The sequence below is a fragment of the Methylobacterium sp. E-016 genome (assembly GCF_022829745.1).
Classification (GTDB): Bacteria; Pseudomonadota; Alphaproteobacteria; order Rhizobiales; family Beijerinckiaceae; genus Methylobacterium.
The window spans coordinates 1-18,004 of sequence record NZ_JAKSYF010000145.1 but is presented as its reverse complement, the minus strand read 5'-3'; the positions used below and the strand labels follow the sequence as shown (position 1 = coordinate 18,004).

Here is an 18,004-nt window from a genome sequence, read left to right as displayed (position 1 = left end):
GGGCGACGGGGTCAACTAAGCTGTTGTCGAAGCCGCAGGCGCCGCCGGGCGACTTGCCCCGCTTCGGCCCCGGCCCCATCTTGGGCGCGCTCCTGTCGGGCGCCCGCTCGGTGCCTCCGTCGGGGCGACGCTTTTCGAGACGGCGCGACCGCGCGTTCGAGGGGACGGTGTGACCGACAGGGACGATCACGGCCCGGCGGACGACCCGCGGCGCGCGGCCTTCGAGGAGGCCGCCATCGGGCTGGCCGTGCTGTCGCAGGACGGCGCGCGCCTGCGCGACGCCAACCCCGCGCTCTGCGCCCTGCTCGGCCACCCCCCCGGCGCGCTCGCGGGGCGGCCGGCCGCCGACCTCGTCGGCGGCGGCCGGATCGCCGACGGCATCCATCCCTGGCTCCATGCCGACGGCGGCTCGGTCGAGGTGCGGGTGCGCCGCTCCGGCGCCGGCGGGACCGTCCTCGTCGTCGAGGCGGTGGATGCCGACGAGGCGGCCCGCTCCGAGGAGAACCGCCAGGACCTCGCCGCGGCGGGCCTCGGCGAGTGGCGCTGGGAGCGGAGCACCGGCCGCCTCGTGCTGTCGCGCCGCGCCGCGCAGATCCTCGGCCATCCCCCCGGCTCCTCCGCGACCTGGGACATCCTGCGCGCCGGCCTCTCCGCGGGCGAGCCCGACCGGATCCAGGCCGTGGTCCGGGACGCGATGGCGCGCGACGGCGCCTACCGCTTCGAGACCCGCCTGACGCGGGAGGCGGACGGGCGCGAGATCATCGTCGACGTGCGCGGCCGCCCGGTCCACGCCGAAGACGGGCGCCGCACCGGCATGGTCGGCGTGGTGCAGGACGTGACCACGCGGGTCGAGGCCCGCGACGGGCTCGCCGCCCGCGACCAGCGCCTGCGGGTCGCGACCACGGTCGCCCGGCTCGGGATCTTCGAGTGGCACATGCTGGAGGACCACGCGATCTGGGAGAACGAGCGGATGTTCGAGATCTTCGGGCACACGCCCGAGGACGGCACCATCGGCAAGACCGAGTTCCTCCGCGATACGCTGCACCCGGACGATCGCGCCGCGGTGCGGCTGGCGATCTCGCAGGCGCTGCGCGACGACGCGATCCTGCACACCACGGGCCGCATCCGCCGCCGCAGCGACGGCGCGTGGCGCACCATCGACCTCGCCGGCCGCTTCGAGCGCGACGCCCCGAACCGGCTGCCGCGGCGGCTGATCGGCCTCGTCGCCGACGTCACCGACCAGCGCCTGGCCGAGGAGCGGCAGGCGCTGCTGATCCGCGAGCTGCACCACCGGGTGAAGAACACCCTGGCGACGGTGCAGGCGATCGTCGGCTCGACCGCGCGGACGGCGTCCAGCATCGAGAGCTTCTACGAAGCCTTCGTCGGCCGCATCAAGTCGCTCGCCCACACCCATTCGGTGCTCACCGAGGCGACCTGGCAGACGGCGGACCTGCGCACGCTGCTGCTGAGCGAGCTGCGCCCCTACGCCGAGGCGCAGGCGGGCGAGGGCGAGGCCGCCGATGCGGACGGGGCCCTCGACGGCCGCATCGTGCTCGACGGGCCGGACACGGCGCTGCCCTCCGAGATCGCGGTGCCGATCGGCATGGCGATCCACGAGCTCACCACCAACGCCGCCAAGTACGGCGCGCTCTCCAACCGGCGCGGGCGGATCTCGGTCGCCTGGGCGGTCCTGCCGGGCGGCCCGGCCGGGATGCTGCGCTTCGCCTGGCGCGAGAGCGGCGGCCCGACGGTGGAGCCGCCCCGCCGCCAGGGCTTCGGCTCGCGCCTGCTGCAGCGGGTGCTGACGACGCAGGTGCAGGCCGAGGTCGAGACCCTCTACGCCCCCGGCGGCTTCGCCCTCACGATGCTGGCCCCGCTTCCGGTGCGGAACGCCAGCCTCGACCCGCCGGGCTGACGCACGGGCACTTGCCCCTCCCCCCTCTGCGGGGGAAGGAGAGCGCGCGAAACGCCTTCAGGCGGCGCCGCGGCTGCCGGCTTCGCCGCCGCCCTCGACGAAGGCCTTCAGCTCGTCGAGGGAGGCGAAGGTGAAGCGGCCCTGCGGCGTGTCCGCCTCGATCGCGCCGTCGGCGTACATCACGTAGGTGTTGCCGCCCGAGGCGTAGCGGCCGACGACCTCGCGGGTGTCCGGCTCGGGCTCGGGGGCCTCCCGCGCGGGCTCGGCATCGAGGCTCCGGCGCAGGGCCGGCGGCTCGGTCGGGGCGAACAGGTCGTCCTCCGGCTCGGGGGCGGGCGGAGGCGGGGGCGGCGGGACGTGCGCGGCCGGCTCCGGCCCCGGCGGCGTGAGGCCGGGGAGCGGCAGCTCCGGCTCGGCCTGCGCCTCGGCCGGCATCGGGGCGGCGGGCTCCGGCTCGTGCGCCGCGTGGTGCGGGACCGCCGGTTCGGGGTGCGGGACCGCCGGCTCGGCATGGGCCTCGGCCGGCTCCGGCATCGAAGGCTCGGGGATCGACGGCTCGGCGTAGCCCTCCGTGAAGACCGGATCGGTCCGGCTCTGGCCGCCGAGCAGGCCGGCGCCGGCGGCCGGCACCAGCACGTTGGGCAGCATCGGGCGGGCCGGCGCCGGGTCGGTCGGCGCGGGCGCGGCCGGGACCGCGAGGGACGCCGGCGCGGGGGCCGCCGGGGGCAGGCGGACCCCGTCCTGCATCGTGCTGACGGCGTCGACGATGCGGCGGGCGTCGAAGGCGTGGGCGACCCGGCGCAGGCCCATCGCGACCACCGCGAGGCCGGAGAGCACCGCCCCGGCCGAGGCGACGGTCGCGCCCGCGATCACCATGGAGAGCCCGCTCTCCAGGCGGACGAAGGGGAACCCCTGGATCACGGCGACGACGCCGCCGATCACCATCGCGGCACTGAGCGCGAACAGCGCAATGATCATGGAACTCTCGAAGTCGGGGCCGGATACGCCAGGATCGTAGTAAGACCTTGCCGGCGTTTTGCAAAACGCCGGCGACCCGGAGTCGGCCCCGCGGCGTGGCGGTTTCCACGGGCTTCGTGCCGGTTCCGGCGTTGCCGCGGCGGGGGCACCGACTTACCTTCCGGTCGTTACCCCGTCGAGCGCGGCGCGCGGCGCGATTCCGCACGCCCGTCCAGAAGACCTCGACAAGACGGAGAATCTGATGACCTTCACCCTGCCGGAACTGCCCTACGCCTACGACGCGCTGGCCCCGTACATGTCGAAGGAAACCCTCGAGTTCCACCACGACAAGCACCACAAGGCCTACGTCGACACCGGCAACAAGCTGCTCGAGGGCACCGGTCTCGAGGGCAAGAGCGTCGAGGAGATCGTCACGGCGAGCTACGGCAACAACCAGCCGCTGTTCAACAATGCCGGCCAGCACTTCAACCACCTGCACTTCTGGCAGTGGATGAAGCCCAACGGCGGCGGCGCGATCCCGGGCAGCCTCGCCAAGAAGATCGACGAGGATCTCGGCGGCGCGGAGAAGTTCAAGGCGGACTTCATCCAGGCCGGCATCGGCCAGTTCGGCTCGGGCTGGGCCTGGCTCGCGGTCAAGGACGGCAAGCTCGCCATCATGAAGACCCCGAACGGTGAGAACCCGCTGGTGCACGGCGCCAAGCCGATCCTCGGCGTCGACGTGTGGGAGCACTCCTACTACATCGACTACCGCAACCGCCGCCCCGACTACCTCAAGGCGTTCCTGGAGAACCTCGTGAACTGGGAACACGTCGAGACGCTGTACGGCGAAGCCACCGCCTGAGGCGGCGTGGCGGAGGTCGCCGCTTGGCGGGCCGGGCGTCGCACCTCGCGGCGCCACGTCCCGGATCGGCGACGGCCTTCACCCATCTCTTGGACGATCACGCCACCGCCTCTTCCCTCCCCCCGACGGATCTCGGGCTTGCCCGAGATCCGCAACCCCGTGTGCCCAAGTCGGGCAGGCCCGACTTGGGTGCGGGGGGAGGGAAGCCACCCCTGACAGGCGTCGTCCCGCCCCGAGGCGTCCAGCACCGGCCGTTTTCGTCGCGTTCGATCGCACGGCCGGTGCAGGTCGACCAACGGGCCGCGTCCAAGCTTGGCGACGGCGGCGTCCATCCGCCTACGACGCACATTGTCCCGCCGGTCGGGAGCGCCCGTTTCCCGGCGCAGGTCTCCGAGGGGGAAATCGATGCCCGGCGACCTCGCAGGTCTTCTCGACGGCTCGGCCAACTGGATCGCCGACCGAACCGGAACCAGGCTGGCCCTTCCCCTTCTCGGCGCCCTGGCCGGTTTTGCGGCCGCGGCTCTGCGACTGTACTTCTCGCATCGGCGGAGGCGGATCGAACTCGAGCCCGATCTCAGGAAGCTCGAGGCCAAGCGTTGGAATGAGCACATCAAGCTCTATGGCAGCTTCTCGAACACGCTGGGGATCGCTATCGTAGGTGCCGCCTTCATCGTACCCTACGTCAAGGATCACAACCGGCCGCAGGGCGAAGCCATCTGGTGGATGCTCCTCGGCGCCGCGCTGCCCGCCTCCGGGCAGTTCGTCATTCGGTTCATCCAGAGCGAGAGCTGAGCGATGCCCGACACGAATCTCCTCCTTCTGCTGGTCGGCGTCGTCATCGGCGGGGCCGTGGGTTTCTTCGCTCTCGGCAGCCGGGCGTTCCGCCCGCGCGGCGCGGAACAGGGCTCGGCCAGCAAACCCGTCTCTGCGCATCGCTGATCCGCCCCCCCGGCTCAGACGGGCAACAGCCTTCATCCATCCAGGCGACGGTGAATCCACCCCAACTTCCCTCCCCCCCTCTGCGGGGGAGGGTGAGCCTCGCGTCAGCGAGGGTCGGGTGAGGGGAGCGCCATATCCGGACAGCGCGCTCCCCTCTCCCGACCCGCTTCGCGGGCCACCCTCCCCCGCACCCAAGTCGGGCCCGCCCGATTTGGGCACACACGGTGTGGATCTCGGGCAGGCCCGAGATCCGTCGGGGGGAGGGAGAGGCGCTTCCGCTTCGGTCGCGGCGCATGACGTCGGCTTGCTGAGCCGCCGGCTCGCATCCGATCCGGCGAAAACCGCGCCCTGTGCGCCACCTCACACCGGCCCCGATCACCGCGCTTGACGCAGACCATGATGGTCATCATGTCCGTTTATACATGATGAACATCATGTTAGAGCAGGAGAGATCGGCCATGTCCACCAAGCCCGCAGTTCTCGTCACCGGCGCCTCGTCCGGGATCGGTGCCACCTATGCCGACCGCTTCGCGCGGCGCGGCCACGACCTCGTGCTGGTCGCCCGCGACGGGCAGCGCCTCGAAGCCCTCGCAGACCGGCTGCGGCGCGAGGCCGGCATCGCCGTGGACGTGGTCCAGGCCGACCTGACCGTGGAGGCCGACCTCGCCCGCGTCGAGGCGCGCCTGCGTGAGGACGCGCGCATCGGCGTGCTCGTCAACAATGCCGGCGCGGCGGTACTGGGGCCCTTCGTCGATCAGAATCCCGGTCCGCTCGCCGCCCTCATCGCCCTCAACGTCACCGCGCTGACGCGGCTCGCCAACGCCGCGGCGCCGCGCTTCGTCCGGGCCGGCACCGGCGCGATCATCAACATCGGCTCGGTCGTCGGCCTCGCCCCGGAACTCGGCATGTCGGTGTACGGGGCGACCAAGGCCTTCGTGCTCTATCTCAGCCAGGGGCTGCATCTCGAGCTCGGGCCCAAGGGGGTGCACGTCCAGGCGGTGCTGCCGGCCGCCACCCGCACCGAGATCTGGGAGCGGTCCGGCGCCGACGTGAACACCCTCGACAACGTCATGGAGGTCGGCGAGCTGGTGGACGCCGCCCTCGTCGGCTTCGACCGGCGCGAGACCGTGACGATCCCGCCGCTGCCCGATGCCGGGCAGTGGAGCGCCTACGAGGCCGGGCGCCAGGCGATGCTGCCCAATCTCGGGCGGCCGCATGCGGCGGAGCGCTACCGCGCGGCCTGAGCCGCCGGCGGCTCAGGCCAGCGCGGCGGCGGCGAGCCCGGCCTCGGTCAGGTAGGGCCGGAACAGGCTCGCCACCTGGGCCGCGCCCCAATCCAGGTGCTCGCGCCGGACCTCGCCGAGGCCGCGGCGCGAGCGCAGGTAGTCGATCCAGTAGGTAGAGACGATCCAGGCGTTGACGATCAGGTGCTCGGTCTCCGCCGGGCCGGCCCTGAGCAGGCCCGCCGCCTTCATCCCGGCGAGCGCCTGCCGGACGTGGTCCTGGCCGGAATCGCTGACCGTCTTCAGCCGCGGCCGCAGGGCCGGCGCGAGCCGGAAGATCGTGCCGCCGTCGCGGTAGAAGAAGCGCCACTCCCACATCAGCGTGAACCAGCCGGCGAGGTAGGGGGCGTAGCGCGCCTCGCCCGCCTGCGTCGCGTAGGCCGTCGCCACCGCCTCGAGCCGGATCTCAAAGGCCGAGAACAGCGCCTCCAGGATCTGCTCCTTGCGCTGGAAGTGATAGTAGAGATTGCCCTCGTTGATGCCGACCGCGGCGGCGATCTCGGCGGTGGTGACGGCGGCCGGACCGCGCTCGTTGAACAGGTCGCGGCAGGCCGCGAGCACGCGGTCGCGCGTGCCGGGCTTCGCGACGCGCGTCGCACCGCTCCTGCCCGCGGCCCCGGCAACGCCCTTCGGCAGATCCTTCGCGCGCGCCGCAGGGCCCGTCCTCATCGCCCCGCCCTCATCGCCTCAGGCCCGCCGTCCGACTTGGCCGCCCCATCGATCCACCCGCACCCTGATCCGGCCTGCGATCCGCCGAGCGCGGGGCGCGTCCGGCACCATCACGTTTCGCGCCAGATGCATTTTACGGTGGTAGCCCGTTGACGTCTATAAGGTGTCCACCTTAAATCGGGGCGACGCGCGAAACCGCCGGAGCCCGACGCCATGAACGACGCCTCGCCCCCCACGAGTCCGCTTCGGGCGCCCGCCTCCGCCGCGGACGCCGCCCGGCATTTCGACGTGCTGGTCGTCGGCGCCGGGCTCTCCGGCATCGTCATGGGGCACTACCTGCAGACCGAGTGCCCGCGGAAGACCTACGCCATCCTGGAAAGCCGCGACGCGATCGGCGGCACCTGGGACCTGTTCCGCTATCCCGGCCTGCGCTCGGATTCCGACCTCTACACCTTCGGCTTCAGCTTCCGCCCCTGGCGCAGCGACCGGGCGATCGCCGACGGCGCCTCGATCCTGAGCTACGTCCGCGAGACCGCGCAGGCCGAGGGCATCGACCAAAAGATACGCTTCGGCACCCGGGTGGTGCGGGCGGCCTGGGATTCGGCCGCCGCCCTGTGGACCCTCGACGCCGAGGTCGGCGAAGCCGCCGAGCCGGTGCGCTACACCTGCGCGGTCCTGTCGGTGTGCAGCGGCTACTACGCCTACGACCACGGCTACAGCCCGGACTTTCCCGGGCGCGAGCGCTTCGCCGGGCCGGTGGTGCACCCGCAGGCCTGGCCCGAGGACCTGTCCTGGGACGGCAAGCGCGTGGTGGTGATCGGCTCGGGCGCCACCGCGGTGACGCTGGTGCCGGCGATGGCCAAGACCGCGCAGCACGTCACGATGCTGCAGCGCTCGCCGACCTACATCGTCGCCCTGCCGAGCCGGGACAGAATCGCGCATTGGCTGCGCGAAAAGCTGCCGGCCGGCCTCGCCCACCGGCTGACGCGGGCGAAGAACGTCGCGCTCGGCATCTTCTTCTACCAGTTCGCGCGCAAGAAGCCGGCGGCGATGACCAAGCGCATCCTCGACGGCGTGCGCGCGCAGCTCGGCCCCGACTACGACGTCGCCAAGCACTTCACCCCGAGCTACAAGCCGTGGGACCAGCGCCTCTGCCTCGTGCCGGACGGCGACCTGTTCAAGGCGATCCGCTCCGGCGCCGCCTCGGTCGAGACCGACACGATCGCCAGCTTCACCGAGGACGGCGTCCGGCTCGCCTCCGGCAAGACGCTGCCGGCCGACATCGTCGTCACCGCCACGGGCCTCCGGATGAAGATGATCGGCGGGATGACGCTTTCCGTCGACGGCCGCGCGGTCGAGCCGGAGAACACGTTCCTGTACAAGGGCATGATGCTGTCGGGCGTGCCGAACTTCGCGGTGACGATCGGCTACACCAACGCCTCGTGGACCCTGAAGAGCGAGCTGACGGCGCGCTACCTTTGCCGGCTCATCAACCACATGGACGCCAACGGCTTCGCGCGCTGCGAGCCCCTGGCGGATACCGGCCGGCTCAACACCGAGCCGACCCTGCCGCTGACCTCCGGCTACGTCACCCGCGCCGCGCACCTGCTGCCGAAGCAGGCCGACACCAAGCCGTGGAAGCTGCACCAGAACTACATCCTCGACACCGCCGCCCTGAAGTTCGGCCGCCTCGACGACGGCACGATGCGGTTCTCGCGCCGCGAGGCGGCCAAGCGCGCGGCGTGAGCCTCCCTTCCCTCCCCCCGACGGATCTCGGGCTTGCCCGAGATCCGCACCCTGTGTGCCCAAGTCGGGCAGGCCCGACTTGGGTGCGGGGGAGGGTGGGCCTCGCGTGAGCGAGGGTCGGGAGAGGGGAGCGACAGTGCCGGATGCGGCGCTTCCCTCTCCCGACCCGCTTCGCGGGCCACCCTCCCCCGCAGAGGGGGGAGGGAGACGTGCGGCAGTCGTCGTGTTTCACGGGAACGGCGCTCATCGCAGATCCCCATCGATCGCCGCCCGCAGCACTGCGTGGTCCGAGAACGGCAGCACCCGGTCGCCCACGATCTGGCCGGTTTCGTGACCCTTGCCGGCCACCACCAGCACGTCGCCGGGCCCGAGCCCGCGCACGGCCGTGCGGATCGCCTCGGCGCGGTCGCCGATCTCGCCGGCGCCCGGCGCCTCGGCGAGGATGGCGGCGCGGATCGCGGCCGGGTCCTCGGAGCGGGGATTGTCGTCGGTGACGATCACCGTATCAGCCAGCCGCGCGGCGATGGCGCCCATGATCGGGCGCTTGCCGCGGTCGCGGTCGCCGCCGCAGCCGAAGGCTACGACCAGGCGCCCGGTGGCGAAGGGGCGCAACGCGACGAGGACGCCCTCCAGGGCTTCCGGCTTGTGGGCGTAGTCGACGAGGCAGAGCGCGCCGTTGACCTCGCCGATGCGCTCCATGCGGCCGGGCACGCCGGTGAGGTGCTCCAGGCTCGCGAACACGCCGTCGGGGTCGGCGGCGCCGGCGGGCGTGGCGAGCGCGAGGCCGGCGGCGACGAGCGCGTTCTCGACCTGGAACCCGCCGACCAGCGGCAGCCGGATCCGGCGTCGGCCGTGGCGGCCGTCGAGGTCGAGCACCTGCGCGAAGCCCTCGGTGCGGGCATCAAGGAGGCGGATGTCGGAGCCGGCGCGGCCGGTGGTGCGGATGGCGTGGCCGGCTTCGGTCGCGGCGGCGATCACCCGGTCCGCATAGGCGCCGTCGGCGTTGACGACGGCGGGCGCGCCCGCCGGCAGCAGGGTCGCGAACAGGCGGAGCTTGGCGGCGAGATAGTCCTCGACCGTCGCATGGTAGTCGAGATGGTCGCGCCCGAGATTGGTGAAGCCGGCGGCGGCCAGCCGCACGCCGTCGAGGCGGCGCTGCTCGATGCCGTGCGAGGAGGCCTCCATCGCGAGGTCGGTGATGCCGTCGTCGGCGAGCCGCGCCAGGGTCTGGTGCAGGGTCACCGGATCGGGCGTGGTCAGCGAGCCGTAGGCGGCGCCGCGGTTGGTGACGATGCCGACGGTGCCGAGGCTCGCCGATTCCCGCCCGATCCGCGAGAGGATCTGGCGGACGAAGTCGGCGACCGAGCTCTTGCCGGCGGTGCCGGTCACCGTGACGATGGTCTCGGGCTGGCGGCCCGACAGGCGCGCGGCGGCGAGCGCGAGCGCCCGGCGGGCATCCGCCACGGCGATCCAGGCGCAATCCCGCGGCAGGTCGGCGGGACGGTCGCCCTCCCCCACCACGGCGACGGCGCCGGCCGCCGCGGCCTTGGCCGCGAACAGCCGCCCGTCGGCCCGGGTCCCCGGCACCGCGACGAAGACGCCGCCCGGCACCACGTTGCGGCTGTCGGCGGTCAGCCCGGCCACCGGGCGGCCGGCTTCGCCCGTTCCCGCATCCGGGAACAGGGTGCCCAGGGTCGGCGCGCTCACGGGCCGCCGACCATGCTGGCGTGGTAGGCGTTGAGCTTGACCATCAGCGGGAAGGGCTTGGCCGGCGGCTCGAATTGCGGCGGCAGGCCGAGGATCGGCGCGACGCGCTCGATCACCTTGCCGGTGACGACGCCGGAGTTCCAGGCGGCGGTGGCGTAGCCGCCGCTCTCCGGCAGGCCCTGCGGCTCGTCCATGATGGTCACGAACAGGTATTTCGGCTTGTCCATCGGGGCGGCCGCCATGAAGGTCGTGAACAGGCGGTTCTTGTTGTAGCGCCCGCCGATCACCTTCTCGGCGGTGCCGGTCTTGCCGCCGACGAAGTAGTACGGGATCGCCGCCTTCTTAGCCGAGCCTTCGGTCGCGTTGAGTCGCATGATGAAGCGCATCGCCTCGCTGGTCTGCGGGCTCAGCACCTGCGTCGCCTTCGCCATCGCCTCCTTGACGTCGGTCTTGAGGAAGGTCGGCGTCATCAGGAAGCCGCCGTTGGCGATCGCCGCCACCGCCGCCGTCGCCTGGATCGGCGCCACCGCGAGGCCGTGGCCGAAGGCGATGGTGATGGTGTTGATCTCGGTCCAGCGCGGCGGGATGATCGGCATGGCCGACTCGGGCAGCTCGGTCCGCATCCGGTCGAGCAGGCCCATCTTCTTGAGGAACGCCTTGTGGCCGGGCACGCCGACGCCGAGCGCCATCTTGGCCGAGCCGATGTTGGACGAGTGGGTGAACACCTCCGGCATGGTGATGACGCGGTTGGTGCCGTGATACTCGTGGATCTTCTGGCGGCCCCAGCTCAGCACGCCGCCGCGGGTGTCGAAGGTCGAGTTGACGTTGTACTTGCCCGATTCGAGCGCCATCGCGAGGGTCATCGCCTTGAAGGTCGAGCCCATCTCGTAGACGCCGACGTTCATGCGGTTGATCTTGTCGTCGGACAGGGCGTCGACCGGGTTGTTCGGGTCGAAGTCCGGCATCGAGACCAGCGCGATCACCTCGCCGGTCTGGACGTCGAGGATCATCGAGGCGCCGGCCTTGGCCTTGAAGTGCTCGATGCCCTTGGCCAGCTCGTCGCGCACCGCGAACTGCGCGCGCAGGTCGACCGAGAGCTGGATCGGCTTGAGGTCGGTCTGCTTGGCGACGAAGCCGAACTCGTTCAGGGCCTTGTTGCCCTGGTTGTCGATGTACTTCTCCATCCCGGCGATGCCGATGTTGTCGAGGTTCGTCGCGCCGATGATGTGGGCGGCGGCGACCCCGTTCGGGTAGACGCGCTTGTGGTCGGGCAGGAAGCCGATGCCGGGGATGCCGAGCCGGTGGACCTCGGCCTGCTGCTTCGGCGTCAGCTCGCGCTTCACCCAGACGAAGCCGACGCCCTTCTTGCCCGGCTTCTGGGTGAGCTTGGCGCGCAGCTCCGTGGCGTTCAGCTCGGGCAGGACGGCGGTGAGCAGCTCGACCGCCTCGTCCTTGTCGTAGATGTTGCCGGGCTCGGCGAAGACCGAGACGGTGCGGATGTCGGTGGCGAGGATCTCGCCGTTGCGGTCGATGATGTCGGGCCGGATCGCGGTGGTGGCGGCGGCCGCCACCCGGTGCTCCTGGCTCGGCGGCGCGCCGAAGATCGCGATCGACAGGAGCCGCACGCTGATCGCGCCGAACACCGCCAGGAACGCGAGGCCGACCAGCGCGACGCGGGTGTAGGAGCGCTCGATCGCGAGGCGGAACATCGCCCGGAACAGGCGCATCCCCGGATGGACCCGCGGCTCGGTCTCGAGCACCGGCTCCTCGACGGCGTGGGAACGCGGCGCGGATTCAAGCTCGGGCTCGGCGTGATCGTGCCCGGCCGCGTCGTCGGGCAGCGCGTGCGGGTCGGCGGCCTGCGGATCGCGGGCGTCGTCTTCGGGTGCGGCGTCGTGAGCGTCTTGGGACACGGGGACTACCTCGAGGCCGCGTTCGGCGTGCGGGTCGTGACGACGGTGCGGGTGATCGATCCGGTGGTGCGGGGCTCGGAGGCCGGCCCCTTCTCCTTCGGCGTCGCGGTGGCCGCGAGCAGGCGGCCGATCTCGTCGCCGCGCTCGGGCCGGGCCGGCAGGTCGGCGAGGCGCCCGAGATGGCTGGTGCCGATCGGCTCCAGGGCGAGGTGCTTCTCCACCGCCGCCTGCAGCCGGTCCGGCCGGGTCAGGAGCTGCCACTCGGCGCGCAGCACGGCGATGGCCTGCCGCTCTGCATGCAGGCCGCTCTTCAGCTTCGAGACCTGACCGCCCTGGTAGAGCGTGTCGTACTTGATCGAGTAGGCGTAGATCGCCGAGGCGACGAGGCCGGCGACGGCGAGCAGGTTGAGCAGGCGGATCACCGGCGTGCGCCTCCGCGCGGGGCTTCGGGAAGCGCGGCGAGCGCCTGGATCGCGGCAAGCGGCGCCGGCACGGGTGCATCCGTGCGCTCGGCGGCCCGCAGCTTGGCCGAGCGCGCGCGCGGGTTGCGCGCGGTCTCGGAATCGGAGGGCAGCACCGGTCCCTTGGTCACCGGCTTGAAGCTCTTGGCGGCGGCGGGCTCGCCGCCGGGCAGCGCGCTCGGCATGTGGCGCGAGGCCTGGACCGCGCGGCCGCTGCGGGCGGAGAAGAACTGCTTGACGATGCGGTCCTCGAGCGAGTGGAAGGTCACCACCGCGAGCCGCCCGCCCGGCCCGAGCATCCGCTCGGCCGCGTGCAGCGCCTGGACCAGCTCCCCGAGCTCGTCGTTGACCGCGATGCGCAGGCCCTGGAACGTGCGCGTCGCCGGATGGATGCCGCTGCCGGGCTCGGTGCGGACGACGCCGGCGACGAGGTCGGCGAGCTGCGCCGTGGTCTCGATCCGGCCGCGCCGGCGCGCCTCGATGATGGTGCGGGCCACCGCGCGCGAGCGCCGCTCCTCGCCGTAATGGTAGATGATGTCGGCGAGCTCCGCCTCCTCGGCCTCGTTGACGAGGTCGGCGGCGCTGAGGCCGGTGGCGGCCATCCGCATGTCGAGCGGGCCGTCGTTGCGGAACGAGAAGCCGCGCTCGGGCTGGTCGATCTGCATCGACGACACGCCGATATCGAGCACGATCCGATCGGCCTGCGCCTCGCCGAGCTCAGCGAGGTGGGCGTCGAGGGCGCCGAACCGTCCGGGAACCAGGGTGAGCCGCCCGTTCGCGGCGGCGACGAGCCCGGCGCCGCCGGCGATCGCCGACGGGTCGCGGTCGATGCCGATCACGCGCAGGTCGGGATCGGCGGCGAGCATCGCGCGGGTGTAGCCGCCGGCGCCGAAGGTGCCGTCGACCGCAAGCCCGGCCCCGCACAGGTCGAGGGCGGCCAGCACCTCGTCGAGCAGCACCGGAACGTGCGGTCCGCCGGCCGGCTCCAGGGGCTTGCGCGTCATCGGGGCACCCCGCCTGCGGAGGTTCGCCGGGCCGCGCGCGGCCGAGGCAGCCCGCCGTGGACGGGGGGAACGGTTCGGCTCATGGCTGCCTGCACCCGGCCGCTGCGTCGCGGCGCGGTCGGTTTGGGCGGTCCCGGTGATGCGGCGGCCAAAGGCCCGCACACGGGCGATCCCCGCTTGGGCGCGGGGCGCGTCCGTCGATCCGGAAGTCACCGTTGACGAGATGTTGGCGGGTACCATGGGCCTCTGACGATCGTCAACGCAAGCGAAGACCCGCATCGCGGACGTCCGATCTGACCTCGACAAGGTTAACCGACGGTCAATTTTTCGTCGCGTCGGCCGAGGTTCGGGCTGCGATCAACGACTGTAGTGACGACGTGAAAGCGTCAGCCGGCGAAAGCTTCGCACAGCTTCGCCCAGCGCGGGCATATATTCCCCACGATCCCGCAGCCGCCCGAGGATCGGCACGATCCGTCAACAGCTTAGCCGGGGTTCCCGACGACGCGCCGGGCCGGGAGCGAGCGGATCAGCCGGCCTGTAAGCCGGGTTCTGTAGGGCCCGGATGCCGCGAGGCACCCGGACGTGGCGGCCATTCCTCTGGGACGATCGTTGCCGACCGCCTCAAGCAACCAACCCGGGCGACTGGCCTGGAGAGCGGGCCTGCCTCTGCCTCTCGCGAGGCGAGGCGCGCCGCCCCTATTCGGTCTTGCTCCCGGTGGGGTTTGCCGTGCCGTCCGCGTTGCCGCGTCCGCGGTGCGCTCTTACCGCACCCTTTCACCCTGACCCCGAGACCTCGCGGCCCGGGGCGGTCTGCTCTCTGTGGCACTGTCCCTGGGGTCGCCCCCGCCGGACGTTATCCGGCACCGTCTCTCCATGGAGCCCGGACTTTCCTCCCCGGGCTGACGCCCGGAGCGGCCGCCCGGCCGACTGATCCGGCGCGGATGTGGGCCGGATCGGCCGCCCGGGTCAAGCGGGCTACCAGCTGCCGGTGTTCTCCATCGAGGCCCACGGCTCCTGCGGCTCCTTCGCGCCGCCCTTCTGCAGGATCTCGATCGAGATGCCGTCCGGCGACTTCACGAAGGCCATGTGGCCGTCGCGCGGCGGCCGGTTGATGGTGACGCCCTTGTCCTTCAGCCGGGCGCAGAAGGCGTAGATGTCGTCGACCTGATAGGCCAGGTGCCCGAAGTTGCGCCCGCCGGAATAGGTCTCCGGGTCCCAGTTGTAGGTCAGCTCCACCAGGGGCGACTTGGTGGTCTCGGCGCGGGCCGCGTCGCCGGGGGCGGCGAGGAAGACCAGCGTGAAGCGGCCCTTCTCGTTGTCGATGCGGCGCACCTCCTGCAATCCGAAGGTGTCGACGTAGAACGCGAGCGCCGTGTCGAGGTCGGCGACGCGCACCATCGTGTGCAAATATTCCATAGGCGGCATCCTGTTGGGCCGGAGCGGCGTCCCGCCTCCCCGGCCGGATCTGCGGGACGCCCGGCGCAGCCGACGAAGGTCGCGGCGCCGGGCGGGTCGCCGCGGTAGCTAGCGCCCGATCGGGCGGCCGGTAGGCCGTACCCGTCGGCGCGGTCGCGAATCGCGGCACGCGCCTGGATCGCGTCGGCCGACGCGGCGGCGGCATCCCCGTCGGGCCGCAGGGCTTCGAAGGAAGAGCCCCGACGATCTCCGCCCCGTCGGCGACGTTCTTCGTCCTCGGGGCGGCTTCGCACAGGATCCCGTCAGGGCGGCGTCCGGGCTTGGCGGCGCGATCGTCCGGCGGGCGTGCGGGCGCCGGGATCTTATCGCGTCGGCCCCGCGGCGGCTCTCGATCCCGGCGCCGTCGCGAAGCGGTGGGCGGCCATCCCGACCAGCATCGCCGCGACGAAGACGGCGACGGGCAGCCTCCCGGTCGAAAGGGCCGCGACCGCCGGCCCGGGGCAGAAGCCGGAGAGCCCCCAGCCGATCCCGAACACGGCCGACCCGCCGACGAGGGCCGCGTCGATCCGGCGGTTCGTCGGGATCTGGAAGGCGTCGGCGAGGACCGGCCGCGGCAGCCGGCGGGACAGGCGATAGCCGAGCGCGGAGACGGCGACCGCGCCGCCGAGCACGAACATCAGGCTCGGGTCCCAGGCTCCCGTGACGTCGAGGAAGCCGCGGACCCGCACCGGGTCGAGCATGCCGGACACGGACAGGCCGACCCCGAAGATCACGCCCGCCGCGAGCCCCGCCAGCAGGCACCGAAGGCCGATCACCACGCCCCCCCGAAGGCGCGCGCCGCCGCCACCGTCGCCATCCCGGCCGACAGGAAGGTGAGCACGGCCACGAGCGAGCGCGGCGACAGACGGGCGAGGCCGGCGACGCCGTGGCCACTGGTGCAGCCCGAGCCGAGCCGCGTGCCGAACCCGACGAGCAGGCCCGCGACGACGAGCACCGGCAGCGAGGCGACGATCCGCATCTCCGGCCACGCGCCGGAGAGCCAGGCGAAGGCCGGCGGCCCGATCAGCAAGCCGGCGACGAAGGCGGCATCCACCCGCCGGCGCTCGCCCCTGTCGGTGCCGAGGCCGGCGACGAGACCGCTGATGCCGGCGATGCGGCCGTTCAGCAGCAGCAGCAGCGCCACCGAGAGGCCGATCAGCGCTCCGCCGGCGAGCGCGGACAGATCGGTGCTGGTCATGCGGGCGGTCCTCCTTCGCGTGCGGCGGCCGGCGTATCGCGCGGGGTCGCCGGAAACAAGGCTTGCAATCCCCCGCAGGATCACCAATTATTTAATCAAGTCAACAACTTAACGGAAGAATCATGCTGCTGGACAGAGCTTCCGCGACGCAAAGCATCTCCGAATTCGACCCCTGGGAGGACAACGACGTCCTCGCGCCGCCGACCCCGGTTCGTTCGCCGCGGGCGGGGGCGCATCGCACCGGCGCGGCCGCCGCGATCGCCGAGGGCGATCAGGTCGTGTTCGCCCGGCTCGACGTCGCCGAAGCGCTCGGCATCTGGCGCCACGCCCTCGGTCGCGTGGTCGAGACGCACGACGAGGCGCAGGCGGCCCGGGTCACCCTCGACGTCAAGTTCGACGGCCACGAGACCCTGCATCGCTACCTGCCGGATATCTTCGAGAAGCGGACGGCGTGAGGATGCCGATCCGCTCGCGGGTCGCCGCATGAGCCTCGGAGCCATCCTCGAGGCGCGTTCCTCCCTGCCGCAGGCGCCGCTGCGGACGACGAGCCGCAGCACGAGCGTCGACGCGGTCTGGGCGGAGGTCCGCGCCGAGGCCGAGGCGGCGCTGGTGGAGGAGCCGCTCTATGCCGGCATCATCCAGGCGACCGTCCTCGACCAGCGCAGCATCGCGCAGGCCTTCGCCTACCGGCTCGCGCACCGTCTCGGCGACGGCGACCTGTCGCGGCTGGCGATGCGCGACCTCTGCCTCGCCGCCTTCGAGGCCGACCCGCATGCCGGCGCCCACGCGGTGCGCGACCTCGTCGCCATCCGCGAGCGCGACCCGACCTGCCGGCGCTATCTCGACCCGTTCCTGTTCTACAAGGGCCTGGCGGCGCTGGAGGGCTACCGGGTGGCGCACTGGCTCTGGCACCAGGGCCGGGCGACGCTGGCGCTGCACGTACAGAGCCGGATCTCGGAAGTGTTCGGCGCCGACATCCACCCGGCGGCGCGCATCGGCTCCGGCGTGTTCATCGATCACGCCACCGGGGTGGTGATCGGCGAGACCACGGTGATCGCCGACGACGTCTCGATCCTGCAATCCGTGACGCTCGGCGGCAACGGCAAGGAAAGCGGCGACCGCCATCCCAAGATCGAGCGCGGGGTGCTGCTCAGCGTCGGCGCCAAGGTGCTCGGCAACATCCGCGTCGGCGAGGGCGCCCGCGTCGCGGCGGCCGCGGTCGTGCTGCACGACGTGCCGGCCCACACCACGGTCGCCGGGGTGCCGGCGCGCGTGGTGTCGAAGCTGCCGCGCAGCGAGGAGCCGGCCCAGAGCATGGACCAGTTCTTCGGGGACGGGATCTGACACGGGCCGATGCGAAGGCGACCGGCCCGCGGCCACGATCGGAGGCGCCGTCGGCTGCGCCGTCTCGCTCGTCTCGCTCGTCTCGGCGACGGGAAGGGTCGCTCGTCCCGCGCGGGCGTCGGAACGGTCGAGCGGACGGTGGGACGAGCTTAGCCTTCATCGCCGGACGAGGCTTTTGGAGAAGTACATTCTCCAGAAAAACGACTGCACGGCACCGTAATTCATCATACCAGCGTTCGATAGCCGGCATTTATGCTAGACATCGCAACTTGAGAAAATCGTTCTATTGACCGCGCATCGCGGCCGAGGCTAGACCACGAACGTTCCAAGACGCGACGCAGGTCGTCGCGGGTGGACGTCAAGCATTCGATGCTTCATCCGAACGCGCCATCCCTTCATGCGGGGTGGCTGCGGCCGATACATCATGCCGGCACAGCAACGTGCCCGGGCTCGAACGACAATCAAGCGGGGACGACGAACGATGAGCGGACAAGGGCAGAGCGTGGGCGCATCGGCAGCACGCAATCTATCGACCGCGACCGTCACGTCGG

At 72.0% G+C, this 18,004-nt stretch carries 17 protein-coding genes and 1 other RNA gene; 8 read left to right on the top strand and 10 right to left on the bottom strand.

What is annotated here, in order from left to right:
• The first annotated feature begins 169 nt into the window (after nt 1-169).
• Nucleotides 170-1,915 carry an HWE histidine kinase domain-containing protein gene (locus MKK68_RS21380; protein ID WP_244032879.1) on the top strand — a complete coding sequence of 582 codons (1,746 nt, stop codon included), beginning with the start codon at nt 170-172 and terminating at the stop codon, nt 1,913-1,915.
• 57 nt (nt 1,916-1,972) lie between these two features.
• On the opposite strand, the gene MKK68_RS21375 is transcribed toward MKK68_RS21380, so the two are convergent.
• A complete protein-coding gene (locus MKK68_RS21375) occupies nt 1,973-2,893 on the bottom strand; it encodes a hypothetical protein (RefSeq protein ID WP_244032878.1) in 921 nt (306 codons plus the stop codon).
• Nucleotides 2,894-3,134: 241 nt separating this feature from the next.
• Between MKK68_RS21375 and MKK68_RS21370 the strand changes: the two genes are divergently transcribed.
• The 4 genes from MKK68_RS21370 (at nt 3,135) to MKK68_RS21355 (ending at nt 5,917) form a co-directional block, all read left to right on the top strand.
• A complete protein-coding gene (locus MKK68_RS21370) occupies nt 3,135-3,734 on the top strand; it encodes a superoxide dismutase (RefSeq protein ID WP_147729591.1) in 600 nt (199 codons plus the stop codon).
• Between the two features lie 405 nt (nt 3,735-4,139).
• Nucleotides 4,140-4,526, top strand: coding sequence for a hypothetical protein (locus MKK68_RS21365; protein WP_243938814.1), 387 nt, complete (start codon nt 4,140-4,142; stop codon nt 4,524-4,526).
• A 3-nt stretch (nt 4,527-4,529) separates the two neighbouring features.
• Entirely contained in the window at nt 4,530-4,673 is a 144-nt protein-coding gene (locus MKK68_RS21360) for a hypothetical protein (protein ID WP_187274983.1), read from the top strand.
• Between the two features lie 458 nt (nt 4,674-5,131).
• On the top strand, nt 5,132-5,917 hold the full coding sequence (locus MKK68_RS21355; RefSeq protein WP_243938816.1) for an SDR family NAD(P)-dependent oxidoreductase: 786 nt from the start codon (nt 5,132-5,134) through the stop codon (nt 5,915-5,917).
• Between the two features lie 12 nt (nt 5,918-5,929).
• On the opposite strand, the gene MKK68_RS21350 is transcribed toward MKK68_RS21355, so the two are convergent.
• Nucleotides 5,930-6,625 carry a TetR/AcrR family transcriptional regulator gene (locus MKK68_RS21350; protein ID WP_147729267.1) on the bottom strand — a complete coding sequence of 232 codons (696 nt, stop codon included), beginning with the start codon at nt 6,623-6,625 and terminating at the stop codon, nt 5,930-5,932.
• A 213-nt stretch (nt 6,626-6,838) separates the two neighbouring features.
• Here MKK68_RS21350 and MKK68_RS21345 point away from each other — a divergent pair, with 213 nt between their 5' ends.
• Nucleotides 6,839-8,371, top strand: a complete 1,533-nt coding sequence (locus MKK68_RS21345) for a flavin-containing monooxygenase (protein ID WP_147729266.1) — start codon at nt 6,839-6,841, stop codon at nt 8,369-8,371.
• Nucleotides 8,372-8,614: 243 nt separating this feature from the next.
• On the opposite strand, the gene MKK68_RS21340 is transcribed toward MKK68_RS21345, so the two are convergent.
• The 8 genes from MKK68_RS21340 to MKK68_RS21305 all read right to left on the bottom strand — a co-directional run bounded on the left by MKK68_RS21340 (nt 8,615) and on the right by MKK68_RS21305 (nt 16,109).
• A complete protein-coding gene (locus MKK68_RS21340; protein WP_244032877.1) occupies nt 8,615-10,078 on the bottom strand; it encodes a UDP-N-acetylmuramoyl-L-alanyl-D-glutamate--2,6-diaminopimelate ligase in 1,464 nt (487 codons plus the stop codon).
• The gene (locus MKK68_RS21335) at nt 10,075-11,991 is read right to left on the bottom strand and encodes a peptidoglycan D,D-transpeptidase FtsI family protein (RefSeq protein WP_409567291.1); all 1,917 of its coding nucleotides are present in this window, start codon (nt 11,989-11,991) and stop codon (nt 10,075-10,077) included. The genes MKK68_RS21340 and MKK68_RS21335 overlap by 4 nt, the downstream gene beginning before the upstream one ends.
• Nucleotides 11,992-11,996: 5 nt before the next feature.
• Nucleotides 11,997-12,413: a hypothetical protein gene (locus MKK68_RS21330; RefSeq protein ID WP_147727345.1), complete on the bottom strand. Its 417-nt coding sequence runs from the start codon at nt 12,411-12,413 to the stop codon at nt 11,997-11,999.
• Nucleotides 12,410-13,456 (bottom strand): 16S rRNA (cytosine(1402)-N(4))-methyltransferase RsmH, encoded by a 1,047-nt coding sequence (gene rsmH / locus MKK68_RS21325; RefSeq protein ID WP_147843480.1) that lies wholly within the window; start codon nt 13,454-13,456, stop codon nt 12,410-12,412. Before rsmH ends, MKK68_RS21330 begins: the two co-directional genes overlap by 4 nt.
• Before the next feature lie 522 nt (nt 13,457-13,978).
• Nucleotides 13,979-14,387: RNase P RNA component class A (rnpB, locus tag MKK68_RS21320), an RNA gene on the bottom strand.
• A gap of 44 nt (nt 14,388-14,431) precedes the next feature.
• Nucleotides 14,432-14,872, bottom strand: a complete 441-nt coding sequence (locus tag MKK68_RS21315) for a VOC family protein (protein ID WP_147727343.1) — start codon at nt 14,870-14,872, stop codon at nt 14,432-14,434.
• A gap of 362 nt (nt 14,873-15,234) precedes the next feature.
• Nucleotides 15,235-15,684, bottom strand: a complete 450-nt coding sequence (locus tag MKK68_RS21310) for a DUF6691 family protein (RefSeq protein WP_409567296.1) — start codon at nt 15,682-15,684, stop codon at nt 15,235-15,237.
• Nucleotides 15,684-16,109, bottom strand: coding sequence for a YeeE/YedE family protein (locus tag MKK68_RS21305; RefSeq protein WP_244032875.1), 426 nt, complete (start codon nt 16,107-16,109; stop codon nt 15,684-15,686). The genes MKK68_RS21310 and MKK68_RS21305 overlap by 1 nt, the downstream gene beginning before the upstream one ends.
• Nucleotides 16,110-16,366: 257 nt before the next feature.
• Between MKK68_RS21305 and MKK68_RS21300 the strand changes: the two genes are divergently transcribed.
• On the top strand, nt 16,367-16,564 hold the full coding sequence (locus MKK68_RS21300) for a hypothetical protein (RefSeq protein ID WP_147843484.1): 198 nt from the start codon (nt 16,367-16,369) through the stop codon (nt 16,562-16,564).
• Between the two features lie 28 nt (nt 16,565-16,592).
• Nucleotides 16,593-17,453, top strand: a complete 861-nt coding sequence (gene cysE / locus MKK68_RS21295) for a serine O-acetyltransferase (protein ID WP_187274774.1) — start codon at nt 16,593-16,595, stop codon at nt 17,451-17,453.
• The last annotated feature ends 551 nt before the right edge of the window (nt 17,454-18,004 follow it).